Below are 17,353 nucleotides of genomic sequence, written 5' to 3' on the forward strand. Positions count from 1 at the left end.
TATTCGCCACGAATTTCCCGAATTTTCACTAATTTATTTTGTATATAATAATTCGTGGAAATTTGTGCAATTCGTGGCAAACGAAAAAAAATCCTTTTAAATCCTTTAATCTGTGGCTATTTTTTTTTCAACACAATGCATCCTAAAATATTCTAAAATAATGAAAAAATACACTTTCCTTTCTCTATCTTTAGTATACTTAATAATGAGTTGTTCTGGCTCAAAATCAGTTACAATGAATAACGAAAATACTTCGAAAACACCTTTCGTTTGGGAAGGGGCAAATGTTTATTTTTTACTTACAGATCGTTTTTACAACGGAAATCCTTCAAACGATATCAACTTCAACCGAACCAAAACTCCGGGAAAATTACGCGGATTTGAAGGAGGCGACATTATCGGAATTACCAAAAAAATAGAATCAGGATATTTTGAAAAACTAGGAATAAATGCCATTTGGCTTACGCCGATTGTAGAACAAATTCATGATGGTGTTGACGAAGGAACTGGCCTTAGTTATGGTTTTCACGGTTATTGGGCAAAAGACTGGACGGCTCTCGATCCGAATTTCGGAACCAAAGAAGACTTAGCTAAACTCATAAAAAAAGCACACGAAAAAGGCATCAGAATAATTCTTGATGGCGTAATTAATCATACCGGACCTGTAACTCCAGAAGATCCCGTTTGGCCTTCTGACTGGGTAAGAACCGGCGTTGTCTGCGATTATAAATCATTTGAAAATACTACAATGTGTACTTTGGTAGAAAATCTTCCAGACGTAAAAACAGAAAGTACTCAAAATGTAGAACTTCCTCCTTTCTTAATCGAAAAATGGAAAAAAGAAGGTCGTTACGAAAAAGAAATTGCTTCATTAGATGAATTCTTTAAAAGAACAGGATATCCGAGAAGTCCGAAATATTACATCATAAAATGGCTTACGGATTATATCACAGAATTCGGAATTGACGGTTATCGCGCCGATACTGTAAAACATACCGAAGAAGGCGTTTGGGCCGATTTTAAAACACAATGTGATTATGCGTTTGAAACCTGGAAAAAACATCATCCGCTGGAAGTTTTAGATCAAAATCCGTTTTACACAATTGCGGAGGTTTACGGTTACGGAATAAGCGGCGGACAGGATTATGATTTTGGAGATAGAAAAGTAAATTATTTTCAAAATGGTTTTAACAGCATGATAAATTTTGAATTTAAGTGGAATGCTGCTCAAAATGATTATGAAGGTTTATTTTCGAAATATTCGAATGCTTTGAATAATGATTTAAAAGGATATTCGGTTTTAAACTATATATCTTCACACGATGACGGACAGCCTTTTGATGCCAATCGAGTAAAAGGTATTGAAGCCGGAACTAAACTATTGCTTTCTCCCGGGATGTCACAGGTTTATTATGGTGATGAATCGAATCGTTCTTTAGTTGTTGAAGGTACAAATGGCGATGCAACTTTACGTTCGAATATGAATTGGGACGATATCCAGAACAATTCTGAAACGCAGAAAACACTTTTACATTGGCAGAAATTAGGGCAATTTAGAAGGAATCATCCTGCTGTTGGAGCAGGCGTTCACAAACTGATTAATCCGTGGCCTTATACATTTTCCAGAATCTACACAAAAGGTGTTTATACAGACAAGGTAGTTATGGGAGTAGATTTAGCAAAAGGCAGAAAAGAGCTTCCTGTTGGCGATATTTTCCCAAACGGAACCAAATTAAAAGATACTTACTCTAATCAAAATGTTGAAGTTATTAATGGGAAAGTAATTATTGACAGTGAATTTGATATTGTTTTACTAGAACTAATTTAACTGCAAAGTTTTTAGCCACAGATTATTAAGATTAACACAGATTTGTCTGCCACAAATTCCACGAATTTCCACGAATTAATTTATCATATTTAAATTTGTGAAAAATTCGTGCAATTCGTGGCGAAAGAAAAAATCCTTTAATCTGTGGCTAACTTTTTTTATAATCCTTGCGACCTTTGCGTAAAACTTTGCGACCTTTGCGGTTAAACAAAAAACACATGCTCAAGATTGCACATCGAGGCGCCAAAGCCTACGAACCTGAAAATACTTTACAAGCTTTCCAAAAAGCCTTAGACCTAAATTCAGACGGAATTGAACTTGATGTTCACTTAAGCGCTGACGGACATATCATCGTAATTCACGACGAAACGATAGACAGAACCACTAATGGAAAAGGTCTTGTAAATAATTTTACTTTAGCTGAATTAAAATCGTTTTTGATTGATGAAAAATATCAAATCCCCACTTTAAACGAAGTTTTAGATTTGGTCGACAAAAAATGCCTGATCAATATTGAATTAAAAGGTTTAGGAACTCCCAGTAAAATTGTATCTCTTATAGAAAAATATATCTCAGAGAAAAACTGGAATTACAATCATTTTATAATTTCAAGTTTCGATTGGAATATGCTGGAGGAAACATCAAAGTTAAATCCAAAAATTGCAATTGGTGTTTTAACAGAAGAAAATCTTGATACCGCTTTGGCTTTCGCCGAAAAGATCAAAGCAAAAGCCATTAATCCTGATTTTCATTTATTAAATCCAGAAAACGTAAGCAAAATACAGGAAAAAGGATTCTTAGTTTTCCCATGGACAGTAAATAGTAAAGAAGATATTCAAAAAGTAAAAAGTTATAAAGTCGATGGAATTATCTCTGATAATCCAGACAAAATATAAAGTATAAATTTTTTAGCCACAGATTATTAAGATTAAAAGGATTTTTTCTTTCGCCACGAATTTCACGAATTTTCACGAATTAATTTATGCTTAAAGTTGTGAATTCCGAGCAAAAAATCTGTGTAAATCATTTTAATCTGTGGCAAAGAAAAAAAATTAGTGCCAATTCGTGAAATTCGTGGCAAAAAACAAAATATGATCAAAAATTTCGACATAATCATTGTTGGTGGAGGCGCTGCAGGTTTTTTTACTGCGATTAATATTGCAGAGAAAAATCCGAAACTAAAAATCGCCATTTTAGAAAGAGGAAAAGAAGTCCTTTCTAAAGTCCGCGTTTCTGGCGGCGGACGATGCAATGTTACGCACGCTTGTTTTGAACCCAACGAATTAGTAAAGTTTTATCCTCGCGGCGAAAAAGAACTTCGTGGTCCGTTTCATCAATTTTGTTCTGGAGATACAATTGAATGGTTCGAAAAACATGGCGTGGAATTAAAAATTGAAGAAGACGGAAGAATGTTTCCTGTTTCGAATTCATCCCAAACTATAATTGACTGTTTTTTAAAAACAACCGAAAAATTAGGCATAAAAGTACTTACAGGGCAAAGCGTACAATCGATTTTTAAAAAAGAAAATCACTGGAAAATTGATACCCAAAGTGACAATTTCGCTGCCGAAAAATTAGTAATGGCAACCGGAAGCAATCCAAAAATCTGGGAAATGCTTCAACAACACGGACACGCAATTGTAAGCCCCGTTCCTTCCCTATTTACTTTCAATATCAAAGATTCCCGAATCAAAGAATTACCCGGCGTTGCTGCACAAGTTACCGTAAACGTAAAGGATACCAAACTAGAATCAACAGGACCTTTATTAATTACACATTGGGGAATGAGCGGTCCAGCAATTTTGAAGCTCTCGGCTTGGGGCGCACGAATTCTGCACGATAAAAATTATCAGTTTACCATTTTTGTCAATTGGTTAAATGATGTTGATTATGAAGATGCCGAAAAAATTCTAAAAGACCTAAAACAAGAACACGCAAAAAAAGCCGTTTCTAAAAAATCTCCTTTCGACTTTCCGAACCGTTTATGGGAAAGTTTGGTTTTTGCTTCAGGAATTGAAACTGAAACCAAATGGGCAGATTTATCTAAAAATCAATTGAAGAATTTAGCTTCTCAACTCACAAAAGCAGAATTTAAAGTCAACGGAAAAAGTACTTTTAAAGAAGAATTTGTAACGGCTGGAGGAATCGATTTAAAAGAAATCAACTTTAAAACCATGGAAAGTAAAATTCATGAAAACCTATATTTTGCCGGCGAAATTGTAAATATCGACGCTATTACAGGAGGTTTTAATTTTCAAAATGCCTGGACAAGCGGGTTTATTTTAGCCAATAATATATAAATAGAATGAAATTTAAAGGAATTATTTTTGATTTAGACGGAACATTGGTAAACTCATTAGAAGATATTTCAGATGCAATGAACATTGTTCTTAAAAGTTTAAATTATCCAACTCATACTTACGATACGTATCAATATTTTATCGGCAGCGGTTTGCGAAATTTGGTCAGCAAAGCTCTTCCTATAACAAATAATTCAGACGATCAAATTGAAATATGTTTTGAATGCATGGTAAATGAATACCGAAAAAGCTGCACGCTAAAAACAAAACCATACGAAGGAATTCTGGAGTTATTAGATAATTTGACTTCACAGAATATCAAACTGGCTGTTTTCTCCAACAAAGCTGATGAACTGACTAAAAAAATAGCATCAGAAATTTTTCCGGATTATTTTGATACTGCAGTTGGTTTAAGCACCGAAACACTTAAAAAGCCAAACCCGTTTGAAGCTGTAGAAATAAGCAAAAACTGGAATTTAAAACCAGAAGAGATTCTTTTTGTAGGTGATTCTGATATTGACATGCAGACAGCAATAAATGCAAATATGTTTCCGGTAGGTGTAACTTGGGGTTACAGAACCGAAGAAGAATTGAAAATCAGCGGTGCAAAACTAGTTATTAATAATGCTTCGGAATTAATTGAAATTCTGTAAATCATGAATTCTTCATTACAAAAACAAATCATAGCAATTGCCTCTTTTTCTGAAAATGAAATGGAGGCAATTGTTTCTTGTTTTGAATATGAAAAATTTAATGCCAAAGAATTTCTTTCCGAAATGGGAAAAATCAGCAATAAAATCTTTTTCATTGTTAAAGGTCTGGCACGTGTTTATTATTTAAAAGACGGAAAAGAAATCACCACTTATTTAAGCTCTGATGAAGGTTTTATTGCTTCTTATTCCAGCTTTATAAATCAATCGGTTTCTTTTGAAAATATTCAGTGTATAGAAGACTGCGAAATCCTTTCTATCAGTTTTAAAAAAATGCAATTTCTATATAACGAAATTCCGAATTGGGAGCGTGTTGGAAGAATTCTTGCTGAACAAAATTACCTATGTATGGCAGATCGCGTTTTAAAATTGCAGATGATTCCGGCAAAAGAGAAATACCTCACTTTTCTGGAATCGGCTCCAGCCAAAATAATTCAGCGAACTCCTTTAATTTACATTGCTTCATTTCTTGGAATAACGCCAGAAACTTTAAGCAGAATTCGTCAAAGTATTTCTTAACATTTATCAAGTGAATTTAGTAACTGAATTCAAATCTTTGTCAATATAAAATTCAAGAAAATGAAATCTATTGCCAAAAACGTTTACCAAATTCCTTTGTTTCCTAGAAACGCTATTAATTGTTATATAATTGAAGATGTTTTAATTGATGCCGGAATCCGCAGTTCAAGCGGAATAATTCTAAAAGCATTAAAAGATAAAACTATTACCAAACACGTGCTTACTCACGCACATGCCGATCATCAGGGAAGCAGTAAAATAATCTGCGAAACTTTGAACATTCCACTTTTGAGCAGTGAGCCTGAAAAAACTGCTGTCGAAAATGGAAACGTAATTTTTGAATACTCAAATCCTAATCATGTTATTTCGAGATTTCAAAAACGATTTTGGGCAGGAAAAGGACATCCTGTTTCTGGAACATTAAAAGAAGGCGATCAAATTGACGGATTTATTGTTATTGAAACTCCAGGTCATTCCAGCGGACATTTGTCTTTTTTCAGGGAAAAAGACGGGGTATTAATTGTGGGCGATGTTATGACCAATATGAATTTATTGACCACAAAAGTTGGGATTAATGAACCACCGGATTTATTTACAAAAGATCAGGAAACGAATAGAAAATCTATTCAGAAACTGGCTTCGTTAAAACCAAAAATACTTTGTTTTGGACATGGTCCCGTTTTATTTAATAACGGCGAATTTGAAGTTTTCACTAAAAAGATCGAACGATATTATTAACAAGAATTTACAGATTTCACAAGTTTTCATTAAGACAATTCTAATAATTTTACTTTCACTAAATACCACTAGATGAAAGTAAAATTACTTACCACGATTTCTTTTTTCACTTACCAGCTCTCAATTTCTCAAACAGAAAAATTACTTCACGGAAAAGTTCTTGCTAATAAAACTCCTCTTAATAAAGTTGAAGTTATAAATAAAACAGCTAAAACCAGTACACGAACAAATGAGCTGGGAGAATTCTCTATTCTGGCAAAAGAACAAGACAGTTTACTTTTTTTCTCTAAAGATTATTTCTTTACACGGTTGAAACTTACATCGGAAAATTTAAAGAATAATAATCTTGTAGTTAATATGATTATTAAAGCCGAAGAGCTTAATGAAGTTGTAATTACAGCAATAAAATTCCAAAAAGTAGAGTTTGATGCCGAAAAAGTAAATGAGATAAACAATAACAAAACTGCAAACGATCTTACTCGTTATACTGGTGTAAATGATGGCAGAATAAGATATGCTGCAAAAATGAATATACCTTTAAGAGGTTCATATTCAAAAGAAAAACATGAAGTGGACGATCGTTTTAAAAAACATGCCACTGCATATTGTCCTTCAGATTTCTTTACTAAAAATTTAAAAATCAATGCTGATCAAAAAGAACTTTTTCTTGAGTTTTGTGATGCCGATCCAAAATCGAAAACTCTTTTAGAACATCCTAATGTTTTGGCTACAATGGATTTTTTGTATGCCAAAAATGAAGAATTTAAGAAATTGAAACCTTGAACCTAAAACAAAATTTTACTTATTCAACCACCAAATACTAGCATTCAAAATCGTCGCAAATGCAACCCACGCTAAATACGGGATCAACAAATAACCTGAGATTTTATTGATTTTGGTGAATTTTAAATACGTTTCATAAATCATCAGCCATAAAAGAACAATTTCAATTAAAGCCAAAAGCGGATTTTTTAATCCGAAGAATAAATAAGACCAAATCGCATTGAGCGTTAATTGAATCAAAAAGAACAGAAGTGCCGTTTTCACTTTTTCGGTTTGCTCTTTTATTTTATCCCAAACAAGTGCTGCAGCAATCGCCATAAAAATATAAAGTGTAGTCCAAACTGGCATAAAAATCCAATTCGGCGGATTAAAAACTGGTTTCGCAATTGTTGGATACCAGCTTTCTACATTCGGTCTTGTTACTACACTTGCAGAATATCCTACTGCTAAACAAATAATTAAAGCTATAATAATTTTTACGGTCTTATTCATTTTATCAAATTTTGTATCCAAAAATAATCAAAAGATATTTGGAAACCATATAAGTTATATAAGTTCATTTAGCAAAGCTTGCTTATAATTTCTTATATAACTTATATGGTGAAATATTTTAAAAACTATCTTTGCCAAAATTTATATTTCATGTTTACAGCAGCTGATTTTATTCCAAATCCATATACTTCAATAATCGAAAACGGAAACTTTGAATGGAGCGCTCCCAGCAATATTGCGTTAGTTAAATATTGGGGAAAAAAAGACAATCAAATTCCGGCTAATCCTTCGGTGAGTTTTACTTTGAATAATTGTAAAACGATTACGAAATTAGGTTTTGAAAAACGAGATACTTCGACTTCGCTCAGCGTGACAGATGGTTTTTCTTTTGATTTACTTTTTGAAGGAAAACCAAAAGAAGATTTTAAACCGAAAATTAAAAAGTTTTTAGAACGAGTTGAAGTTTATCTGCCATTTTTAAAAGACTATCATTTTACAATTGATACACAAAATACATTTCCGCATAGTTCAGGAATTGCATCTTCGGCTTCTGGGATGGCGGCTTTGGCAATGAATTTTATGAGTTTGGAGAAATTGCTGAATCCGGAAATGACTGATGAATACTTTTATCAAAAAGCTTCCTTTTTAGCACGTTTAGGTTCTGGAAGTGCGTGCCGAAGTGTAAAAGGAAATGTTGTGGTTTGGGGAAATCAGGCAAATATTGAAGGAAGTACTGATTTATTTGGTATTGAATTTCCGTATGCGATTCATGAGAATTTTAAGAATTATCAGGATACTATTTTATTAGTTGATAAAGGTGAAAAACAAGTTTCAAGCACTGTTGGACATGATTTAATGCACAATCATCCTTATGCAGATAGACGTTTTGCTCAGGCACACGAAAATCTGGATAAATTAATTACCATTTTTGAAAACGGAAATTTAGACGAATTTATTAAAGTTGTCGAAAGTGAAGCGCTGACTTTGCATGCCATGATGATGACATCGATGCCGTATTTTATTTTGATGAAACCAAACACACTGGAAATCATAAATGCCATCTGGAAATTTAGACAAGAAACCCAGATTCCGGTTTGTTTTACGCTTGATGCCGGTGCAAATGTGCATGTTCTTTATCCCGAAAACGTTAGCGAAAAAGTATTACAATTTATTCAGGACAAATTAGTTGTGTTTTGTCAGAATCGTCAGTATATTTGCGACAAAATTGGAAGTGGCGCAATAGCATTATAATTTTGCGTATCTTTATATTTTTAATACCTATTTTTAAGTCAGAACATGAATACTGCAACTATAAAACTTTACGATTTATTTAGAAAAGAACTTAATCTTGATGAGAGTAAGGCTAAGGAATTTGTTGAAGCAATTGACAGAACTATTAGCGAAGAAATTAGACAAGATAAAAACGAAATAGCGACTAAAGATTTTGTAAAGAAAGAAATTGTAGATGCAAAAAATGATATGATTAAATGGTTTGTTGGTCTGTTTTTCGCTTTGGCCATGATGATTATTGGATTATATATAAAAGGCTAAAAATCAACAGAAAATATTCTGATTAAATAAAAAAAGACATAAAATAAATCATGAAAGGACCTTTATTTTACTCAAAAATATTACTCTTTGGAGAATACGGAATCATCCGCGACTCTAAAGGACTTTCTATTCCTTATAATTTTTACAATGGTGCATTGAAAAAGTCTGAAGAGCCTTCAGCAGAAGCTATTGCATCAAACAAAAGTTTACTAAGTTTTGCAGCATATCTTGAAGTTTTGCAGACCCAACAGCCGGAATTGGTTACTTTCGATTTAGCAGCTCTTAAAAATGATGTTGATACCGGAATGTATTTCGATTCAAGTATTCCGCAAGGATATGGAGTTGGAAGCAGCGGTGCACTTGTAGCGGCTATTTATGATAAATATGCTACAAACAAAATCACGGTTTTAGAGAATTTAACTCGTGAAAAACTATTACAGTTAAAAAATATATTTTCTCAAATGGAGAGTTTTTTCCACGGAAAAAGTTCTGGTTTAGATCCTTTAAACAGTTATTTGAGTATCCCGATTTTAATTAATTCTAAAGATAATATCGAAGCTACCGGAATTCCGACTCAAAGTTTTGACGGAAAAGGTGCTGTATTTTTATTAGACTCTGGAATTGTTGGAGAAACCGCTCCAATGGTTAGCATTTTTATGGAAAACTTAAAAGATAAAGGTTTCCGTGCTATGCTTAAAAACCAATTCGTAAAATACACTGACGCTTGTGTAGAAAACTTTTTACATGGCGACATGAAATCTTTGTTTACCAACACTAAGAAGCTTTCAAAAGTTGTTTTAAACAATTTCAAACCAATGATTCCGGAACAATTTCACGGAATTTGGCAAAACGGAATTGATACAAACGATTATTACCTAAAACTTTGCGGTTCTGGAGGCGGCGGCTATATTCTTGGCTTCACTGAAGATCTTGAACGCGCAAAAGCCTCATTAAAAGATTATAAGCTAGAAGTAGTTTATCAGTTTTAACTCTTAAAAGCCGAAATTATTTGAGTCGATTTTCATAAGTATTCATCCTAAAAAGTTATTTATTATGAAAAGCATTTTAAAAATAATTAAAGCAACTTTTTTAGGAGGAATTCTGTTTTTAGCACCTTTAGTTGTACTGCTCATTATTCTTGAAAAAGGATATGGCATCATTCAAAAAGTCACACTTCCGCTTGTAAATTTTCTGCCAAGAGTACACGTTTTAGGAATTGCACTTCAGGAACTTGTTGGAACCATAATCTTAATTCTTATTTGTTTTTCAGCGGGTTTACTGGCCAGAACTGCCGGTGCCAAAAAGCTGATTCATAAATTAGAAAATGGCGTTTTAAGCTTTGTTCCCGGATATTCATTTATGAAAAACATGAATGAAAATATTATGGGACTTGAATCTAAACAAGATTTAAAAGTTATTTTAGTTCCTACAGATGCCGGCTGGCAATTTGCCTTTTTAATAGAACAAATAAATGAAAACAATTTTACCGTTTTTATTCCGGATGCACCAAATCCGTGGAGCGGTTCTGTTTGTTTTGTAGAAAAGAAAGACATTAAAGAAATTGATATGACACAAAAAGAAGCCTTGGCCTGCATTCGAAAACTAGGTTTTGGCTCTAAAGAATTGTTAAAAAACAAACTCTAAATTTCAGGTTTCAAAAATATCCTTTAACTTCCCTTAATCTAATCCAACACCACAATAATTTATGTTAAGCAGACAGCACAAACTTTTAGTAATGAAAATTGTTAGTTTGTTTTCTGTGGTACGCGGTTACAACATTCCTATTATTGTTTTAGCGCAATATTTATCAGCGATTTTTATTTTGGCTCCAGAAAAAAGAGCGTTGGATATACTGCTGGATTTTTATTTATTTTTAATTGTATTTGCTTCGGCAGTTACGATTGCTTCGGGTTATATTATCAATAATTTTTACGACAGTCAAAAAGATTTAATCAATCGACCTAACAAATCTATGTTGGATCGATTGGTGAGTCAGAAAACAAAACTGACGGTTTATTTCAGCCTGAATTTTCTGGCGGTTTTAATGGCTTCAATTGTTTCCTGGCGCGCTTTTTTATTCTTTTCGGCTTATATTTTCCTGATTTGGTTTTACTCTCATAAAATAAAGAAATATCCAATTGTTGGAAATTTAACGGCAGCATTTATGGCTGTAATTCCGTTTTTTGCGATTTTATTGTATTTCTATAATTCTATTTCTTTTGAAGAAATTGAGAATCACAGAAGTCATTTTGCAGTAATTTCGGCTCACGCCATGTTTTTGTTTTTATTGCTTTTGATTCGGGAAATGATAAAGGATTTAGAGAACTTGAAAGGGGATTTGGCCAATGATTATCACACTATTCCAATTACGTATAACGAAAAGGTTTCAAAACAAATTATTACGGTTTTGACATTTTTAACGGTAATTCCGGTTTATATCTTGGTGAATATTTATGATGTTGGTTATATGGATATTTACTTTTATGTATGCTTTCTAGTTTTACTTTTTTTTCTGCTTTATTTATGGAGATCGAATTCTAAAGAGCAATTTTTATTACTGCATAACGTATTGAAATTTTTGATTGTTTCGGGAGTTTTCTGCATTGTTTTGATTAATCCGAGCGTTTTGTGGCACGGACGTCAATTGATTTCTACATTTTAGATTGGCCGCTGATTTTACGGGTTGAACGGGTTTTCGCTGGTTATTTTATTTCTTGCCGATTTTTTTTTGTGTTGCTTTGCGCAATAACCAAATGTTTAAAAGAAGCCTATTGTTTGAATTCTAGCCCCGATTGAAGTGGAAATCCTTTTATGGCGGGGTTCGCCATAAAAGATTGAAACGGAAAGCGGGAACTAATGTCTAAAAAAAGCCAATTGTGATGCTTCAAATCATCTTAAAATTGAAAGCTATCAATCTAAGAACATTGAACTTAAGATTTATTAGCAGGAAAAAACTATCTTTGCACAAATTACAGAATTTATGAACAATAAGGAAGGCAATAATAAAAGAGGCGGATCGAGACCAAATAGCTCAAGATCAAACTCAAGCAAGCCAAAACCTCCTATGGCTAAGCGTGCGCAAGGGCCTAAAAAAGTGAAACCTGAAGTTAAGGCAGCGCAGGAAGCAGCAGCTGAAAAAATTAGAAAACAAAATCAGCCGGCTAAGAGACAAAAGGCTTCTGACGAAATTCGTTTGAACAAATATATCTCAAATTCTGGGGTTTGTTCTCGTCGTGATGCTGATATATATATTCAGTCTGGAAACGTGAAAGTAAATGGCGTTCCGGTTACTGAAATGGGGTATTTAGTAAAATTGAATGATGTTGTAAATTTTGACGGCGTTGTTTTAACTCCTGAAAAGAAAGAATATATCTTACTAAACAAGCCTAAAAACTTTACAACTGCTCTTGATGAAGGTCAGGAATATCGTAACGTTCTGGAACTAGTACGTGGTTCTACCAATGCAAAAATTGCTGCAGTAGGAAGAATGGACAAGAATACAACTGGTTTGTTATTGTTTACTAACGATACTGACATGATTCGTAAGTTTACGTTACCGAATCAGAAATCTTCTAAAATTTATCAGGTTTCTTTAGATAAAAACTTGAAATTTGAGGATTTAGAAAAAATCAGTAAAGGCTTAGTTCTTGACGGACATCGTGTGTTTGTTGAAGAGGTTAGCTATATTGAAAAAGAGGCAAAAAGTGAAGTTGGCCTTAAACTAAAATCATCTAATGTAAGAGTGGTTCGTGCTATTTTTGAACACTTTAATTATGATGTTTTACGTATTGACCGCGTTGCTTTTGCTGGCTTAACTAAGAAGAATCTTCCTAGAGGAAACTGGCGCTTTTTGACAGATCAAGAAGTTATTAATTTGAAAAATTCGTAAGAAACTAAACTTTCAAATTAAACATCAAATACATTTGAATCCTGTTTTACTTTGTAAAATGGGATTTTTTTTATTCAGAAACTAAAAAAGTTATGTCCGAAAAGTGTAAAGATTGATCTTCCGATGTTTTGATTTTTGTCTTCAACAGATTCGTAACATGAAAATCCTAAGATGATTTTGATTCCTGGCTGAATGCTGTTTAAAATGTCTCTTTTTTGTTCTTCTAACAGTAATTTTAAACTGTCTAGTAATTGGATATTATTTTTAAGATAAGAGACTACTAGTAGTGCAGAGAAGTTAAGTATTTCGCGGGCCGTTTCGCTTTTGATGCCGACTTCGTTTGAAATCATTTCAGAAATTCTGCCTTTTTTATTGGCGAAGATTTCTTTTAGCAGTGAATTTCCTTCTAAACGATAACAGTCGTCAACTGATAAAATTCTTCCTGAGGTAAAATCGACTTCCTGGTAAAATCCGGAATTATCTTCAATTAGTGAGACAACTTCTTTATAAAATCCTGATTCTTCAGCCTTATTGTAGAGACCCATTAAAACTGTACCAATCGAAACATCAATTCCCTTTATCAGGAGTGCATCATTTTCAAAATAAAACTTGTTTAGTTTTGAAACAACGTTAGAAGAAATAAAACGTCTAAGCTCAATTTGTAGGTTTGGGGTCATACTCATAACTTATTAGATAATAATTTATACTCATTCAAAATAATCGATAAAGTGGGGCTTTTTATCGTTTATCAGGATAAAAATATAAAATATTTTAACATATCCAAAAAATAAGTGAAGAATTTACACGTTAGATTGTTATGCCTTTAACAGAAAAAACGCTGTATACCAGTAAATATAACCCTTTCGTAATCAAAACAAACTGAAATATCTTCTTAAAAAAATTCCAATTTTTCTTAAAAAAAACGAAAAATAAGAAAAAAGCTAATTATTTGTTACATAATTAAAACAATATGTTTCGATATTCCCATGTGGTGTGTAGAAAAATTCCGAAATATATGATGCTGAATAAGAAATTTATAAAACTTGATGCAAGGAAACCTAAAAGTGATCCTGTTGCCGCCTTAAAGGCTCGTTTATGATTTGTTGAGTCATAAATTAATTCGCCAACTAATGCTCCTACAAATGGCCCAATTATAACTCCAAAAGGTATTGGAGCCAGGATCCCAACTATTAACCCAATGTTTGTTCCCCATACGCCGTAGGAACTTCCGCCAAACTTTTTGGTTCCTTTTGCCGGAATTATATAATCTAAAACGGTTATGATTATAGTGAGTACAAGTGTGATTCCTAAAAGCCAGTAATTATTTTCGACTGCTTTTGTTAAATTCAACAGCAGTAAGCCTACCCAGCAGCTTGTAAGACCAGGCAAAACAGGTACAAAACTGCCTAAAATACCCACAATCATACATATAAAACCTAACGTAAATAATAGTAAATCCATATATTTTTGTAATTTGCCCTTACAAACTTTTATAAAAATTAAAAATGCGCCTTTATTTGCAATTTATCCTTTTGTTGTCATTGATTTTTTCAATCAATATGACATGTGCGCAAACTAAAAAACTTTCCATCGACGATCAATTACTGCAAGACAGTATTTATAAAAGCAACAAGAAGAAGATCTTAAATTTTTCTATGAAAGAATTTGATACTCTTTTCTTTGAATTTTTTACTCGTAAAAATGATCCCGATGTTCTTTTAACAAAAACCGAATTTTACAATTATACGGTTCAAATTGCGACCTTTTCTGATCGCCTTGCAAAATTATATCCCGATCAAAAGGAAGTTGCTGCACAAAACAAAGAACATTGGCTTTCAGAAAGGTATGAAGATTATTTAGAATACAAAGAATCTCAAAAAAAATAATTGTATTTTTATACTTCAGTTTAATTTATCCAATTCAACATCAAAGCCTTGAAGCAGTTTTCATTTTTTATTTTTTTACTATTTTTTAATTCTTGTCAATATTTTGAGAAGAAGGTTCCTTCTGAAAAAGAATTACTTCAAAAGGAATTAAAATCTATAAACTGGAAAGAGGTCGACGAATATCCTACTGTTGCTGAATGCGAGACAATTAATGATAAAAAACTGCGTCAAAAGTGCTTTTTTGATGTAATGTCTCAGCTTATTCAGGAAAAACTAAACGTTGATAGTTTGTCTATTTTATATCCTGATCTTGATACTATACAAGTAAAAGTGACTGTTTTTCCTAATTCAAAAATGAAATTCGAACCTGAATTTCGAAAAGATTCTGTTGCTTATGACACTATTAGAATTGACAGTATTCTTCATGCGCGTTTAGTTGATTTTCCTAAAGTAAATCCGGCTATAAAACGCGGTCTTCCGGTAAAAACACAGTTTACGCTGCCTGTAATTATTAAAGCAAAAGAGTAGCTTTTTTTTACCATATAAGTGATATAAGTTCATTTAAAAACTTGGTGTAAACTATTTTACAAAGCGTCGGCCCTTCCATTCGTAAGAACCAAATAAGCTGTATAAAGCTACTGTTGAGCTGAAAAAAGGATACAATAAACTACTTAATAAAAGGCTTTTAATTCTGGTTTTGGTCAAAAACTGATTGGTTTTATAGAGCAGAATAAAGTCGGTTGTGAACTTTAAAAAAGCAAATAAAACGAAGAATGGATAATGCCAAATTCTTAAAAGAAATAAGAAAAACGCGATCACAAAACTTAGGTTTCCAAAGAAAACAATTATTCCTAAAAACTTTCCAAACGCACTTTTATAGGAACTTGTTTTTGCCGCCCAGCGAACTCTTTGGTAAAATAAAGATTTCCAGTTTTCGGTTGGTTTTGTAATTACGATTGCTTCTTGGGCTTTTAAATAATGAACTTCATTTGGGAATTTTTCGATTGCTTTTTGTAGCAAAAAAACATCATCTCCGCTGGCAATTTTATCATTTCCATCAAAACCATTTAAGCTTTCAAACAATGATTTTGTGTAGGCAAAATTTGCTCCGTTGCACATAAAACCTTTGCCCAAACCAAAACTGCCTATTGTTGCGCCTTGAAGACTTGTTAAATCTAACTGCTGAAAATGATGCAGAAAAGAATTTTCACATTCATACGAAACCGCACCGGCAAGCATTGAAACTTTATTTTCCTGAATATAATTATCGAAAGTCAAAAGCCAGTTTTCCGGAACAATACAATCGGCATCAGTAGTAATTACCCAATTGGTTTTTACGTGCTGCATCGCAGTTGTAATGGCGTCTTTTTTAGGAGAATTTGAATTCCTAACATTATCAACTATCGAAATTTGGAATTTGGAATTTAAAATTTGGAATTTCTCATTTGAAGAATCATCAACTAAAATTACTTCAAATAAATCTGTTGGATAATTTAAGTTTGAAAAGCTATTTAAAAGTTTTGGGAGATTTTCTTCTTCATTTCGAAATGGAACTATAATTGTAAAATTCGTCTTTGGAATTAATCCTTTTTTTTGATAGTTTTTCACTTTGAAAAAACCATGAATAAGCGAACCGATACTTATTATATAAATGGTCAATATTTCGAATAAACCGAAAATCATGCTGCGTTTTTGGTTTTAAAATTCAGCACAAAATAACTTCCCAAAACTACTGGTAAAACGACGTTTAAAAACCACATTAAGGTGCTTATAAAAACTACGATCCATTCGTTTACGCCCAGAATTCCGAAGAAATAAATGGCTACGCTTCCTTTTACTGCAAAATCTAAAAACTGAAAGGTTGGCAAAGAAGAAGCTAAAAAATAGACTGATGTAACTGCTGCCATTAAAGTTAGATAAGGCAAATCAACATCAAAAGCCAGAAATAAAAAGTAATATTGATGTGAGAAAACTAAATATCTTAAAACTCCTAAAAGAATATTTTTTTGGTGAACAGATTTTGGAATTTCATTGATTTTATGAATTAGTTTTTCAATGGAATATCCTTTGATTTTAAATTTTTTCAGAGAAAACAAAACAATCAAAATCACCATAAATCCGCCAAACAAAATGGCTACGGTTTTTGATGTAATAACATTGTATTGTGAATTGAAATACATTAATCCAAATATTCCAAAAATAACGGTTAGAATCATCTGGATTCCGTTGCAGATTAAGTTTAGGAAAACTACTTTTTTTGCTTCATTTTTTGGATAATACAATGCTTTTCCGGCATACTCTCCTACTCCGTTTGGTGTAAAAATTCCGGCTGTTAAGGCAGCTAAAACCTGTTTTGTGGCTTCATATCCCGAAATCTCATGGATTACTTTAGCAAGATTCTGCCATTTTAAAATCTCAAAATAACGATTCAAAACACTCAAAAGCAATATAAAAGAAATCCCTAAAACCGATTGATTTTTTTTAAACAAAGTAATGAACTTCTGCCAGTCGAGTTTGTCGTTATTTGCCAGCTGATCGTAAATAAAATAAAATGCGCCGCCTACAATCAAAAGTTTGACTAGAAGAACAAGGAATTGCTTAGCTTTGTGAGGAATTGAAATCATGCCGCAAAAGTAAGCAATTTGAAACTGTGGCAA

20 protein-coding genes are annotated in these 17,353 nt (G+C 32.7%); 15 read left to right on the top strand and 5 right to left on the bottom strand.

The features are described from left to right. The first annotated feature begins 160 nt into the window (after window positions 1-160). The 7 genes from ACODSB_RS01210 to ACODSB_RS01240 all read left to right on the top strand — a co-directional run bounded on the left by ACODSB_RS01210 (window position 161) and on the right by ACODSB_RS01240 (window position 6,878). Complete coding sequence (locus ACODSB_RS01210) at window positions 161-1,828, top strand: alpha-amylase family glycosyl hydrolase (RefSeq protein ID WP_488935703.1); 1,668 nt, start codon at window positions 161-163, stop codon at window positions 1,826-1,828. Between the two features lie 218 nt (window positions 1,829-2,046). Beyond that, window positions 2,047-2,724 carry a glycerophosphodiester phosphodiesterase gene (locus ACODSB_RS01215; RefSeq protein ID WP_488935704.1) on the top strand — a complete coding sequence of 226 codons (678 nt, stop codon included), beginning with the start codon at window positions 2,047-2,049 and terminating at the stop codon, window positions 2,722-2,724. 195 nt (window positions 2,725-2,919) lie between these two features. Next, window positions 2,920-4,128: a BaiN/RdsA family NAD(P)/FAD-dependent oxidoreductase gene (locus tag ACODSB_RS01220; RefSeq protein WP_488935705.1), complete on the top strand. Its 1,209-nt coding sequence runs from the start codon at window positions 2,920-2,922 to the stop codon at window positions 4,126-4,128. A 5-nt stretch (window positions 4,129-4,133) separates the two neighbouring features. After that, window positions 4,134-4,781: an HAD family hydrolase gene (locus tag ACODSB_RS01225; protein WP_488935706.1), complete on the top strand. Its 648-nt coding sequence runs from the start codon at window positions 4,134-4,136 to the stop codon at window positions 4,779-4,781. Window positions 4,782-4,784: 3 nt separating this feature from the next. Continuing rightward, on the top strand, window positions 4,785-5,357 hold the full coding sequence (locus tag ACODSB_RS01230; RefSeq protein ID WP_488935707.1) for a Crp/Fnr family transcriptional regulator: 573 nt from the start codon (window positions 4,785-4,787) through the stop codon (window positions 5,355-5,357). A gap of 60 nt (window positions 5,358-5,417) precedes the next feature. After that, a complete protein-coding gene (locus ACODSB_RS01235) occupies window positions 5,418-6,095 on the top strand; it encodes an MBL fold metallo-hydrolase (protein WP_488935708.1) in 678 nt (225 codons plus the stop codon). 72 nt (window positions 6,096-6,167) lie between these two features. Continuing rightward, window positions 6,168-6,878 (top strand): hypothetical protein, encoded by a 711-nt coding sequence (locus ACODSB_RS01240; RefSeq protein ID WP_488935709.1) that lies wholly within the window; start codon window positions 6,168-6,170, stop codon window positions 6,876-6,878. A gap of 15 nt (window positions 6,879-6,893) precedes the next feature. Here ACODSB_RS01240 and ACODSB_RS01245 read toward each other — a convergent pair whose 3' ends face one another. Continuing rightward, window positions 6,894-7,370, bottom strand: coding sequence for a TspO/MBR family protein (locus ACODSB_RS01245; RefSeq protein ID WP_488935710.1), 477 nt, complete (start codon window positions 7,368-7,370; stop codon window positions 6,894-6,896). Between the two features lie 150 nt (window positions 7,371-7,520). Between ACODSB_RS01245 and ACODSB_RS01250 the strand changes: the two genes are divergently transcribed. From ACODSB_RS01250 to ACODSB_RS01275, 6 genes are all read left to right on the top strand, one after another. After that, a complete protein-coding gene (locus ACODSB_RS01250) occupies window positions 7,521-8,621 on the top strand; it encodes a diphosphomevalonate decarboxylase (protein WP_488935711.1) in 1,101 nt (366 codons plus the stop codon). A 45-nt stretch (window positions 8,622-8,666) separates the two neighbouring features. Then, complete coding sequence (locus ACODSB_RS01255; protein ID WP_291151487.1) at window positions 8,667-8,921, top strand: hypothetical protein; 255 nt, start codon at window positions 8,667-8,669, stop codon at window positions 8,919-8,921. 50 nt (window positions 8,922-8,971) lie between these two features. Beyond that, window positions 8,972-9,910 (top strand): mevalonate kinase family protein, encoded by a 939-nt coding sequence (locus ACODSB_RS01260; protein WP_488935712.1) that lies wholly within the window; start codon window positions 8,972-8,974, stop codon window positions 9,908-9,910. Window positions 9,911-9,974: 64 nt separating this feature from the next. Beyond that, on the top strand, window positions 9,975-10,565 hold the full coding sequence (locus ACODSB_RS01265) for a DUF502 domain-containing protein (RefSeq protein WP_488935713.1): 591 nt from the start codon (window positions 9,975-9,977) through the stop codon (window positions 10,563-10,565). Between the two features lie 61 nt (window positions 10,566-10,626). Next, window positions 10,627-11,583, top strand: coding sequence for a geranylgeranylglycerol-phosphate geranylgeranyltransferase (locus tag ACODSB_RS01270; protein ID WP_053469977.1), 957 nt, complete (start codon window positions 10,627-10,629; stop codon window positions 11,581-11,583). Between the two features lie 318 nt (window positions 11,584-11,901). Then, entirely contained in the window at window positions 11,902-12,810 is a 909-nt protein-coding gene (locus ACODSB_RS01275) for a pseudouridine synthase (protein ID WP_488935714.1), read from the top strand. Window positions 12,811-12,884: 74 nt separating this feature from the next. Here the strand turns inward: ACODSB_RS01275 and ACODSB_RS01280 are convergent, their stop codons facing one another. Together ACODSB_RS01280 and ACODSB_RS01285 are read right to left on the bottom strand one after the other, a co-directional pair. Continuing rightward, complete coding sequence (locus tag ACODSB_RS01280; RefSeq protein ID WP_053469975.1) at window positions 12,885-13,487, bottom strand: DUF937 domain-containing protein; 603 nt, start codon at window positions 13,485-13,487, stop codon at window positions 12,885-12,887. Window positions 13,488-13,770: 283 nt separating this feature from the next. Continuing rightward, entirely contained in the window at window positions 13,771-14,271 is a 501-nt protein-coding gene (locus ACODSB_RS01285) for a DUF456 domain-containing protein (RefSeq protein ID WP_488935715.1), read from the bottom strand. A 194-nt stretch (window positions 14,272-14,465) separates the two neighbouring features. Between ACODSB_RS01285 and ACODSB_RS01290 the strand changes: the two genes are divergently transcribed. Further along, on the top strand, window positions 14,466-14,696 hold the full coding sequence (locus ACODSB_RS01290; RefSeq protein ID WP_053469973.1) for a hypothetical protein: 231 nt from the start codon (window positions 14,466-14,468) through the stop codon (window positions 14,694-14,696). A gap of 48 nt (window positions 14,697-14,744) precedes the next feature. Then, window positions 14,745-15,224 carry a hypothetical protein gene (locus ACODSB_RS01295; RefSeq protein ID WP_256636735.1) on the top strand — a complete coding sequence of 160 codons (480 nt, stop codon included), beginning with the start codon at window positions 14,745-14,747 and terminating at the stop codon, window positions 15,222-15,224. Window positions 15,225-15,275: 51 nt separating this feature from the next. Here the strand turns inward: ACODSB_RS01295 and ACODSB_RS01300 are convergent, their stop codons facing one another. Together ACODSB_RS01300 and ACODSB_RS01305 are read right to left on the bottom strand one after the other, a co-directional pair. After that, window positions 15,276-16,379, bottom strand: a complete 1,104-nt coding sequence (locus ACODSB_RS01300) for a glycosyltransferase family 2 protein (protein ID WP_488935716.1) — start codon at window positions 16,377-16,379, stop codon at window positions 15,276-15,278. Next, a complete protein-coding gene (locus tag ACODSB_RS01305; protein ID WP_488935717.1) occupies window positions 16,376-17,320 on the bottom strand; it encodes a hypothetical protein in 945 nt (314 codons plus the stop codon). Before ACODSB_RS01305 ends, ACODSB_RS01300 begins: the two co-directional genes overlap by 4 nt. Window positions 17,321-17,353: the final 33 nt, after the last annotated feature.

The organism is Flavobacterium sp. FG68, from assembly GCF_057808895.1.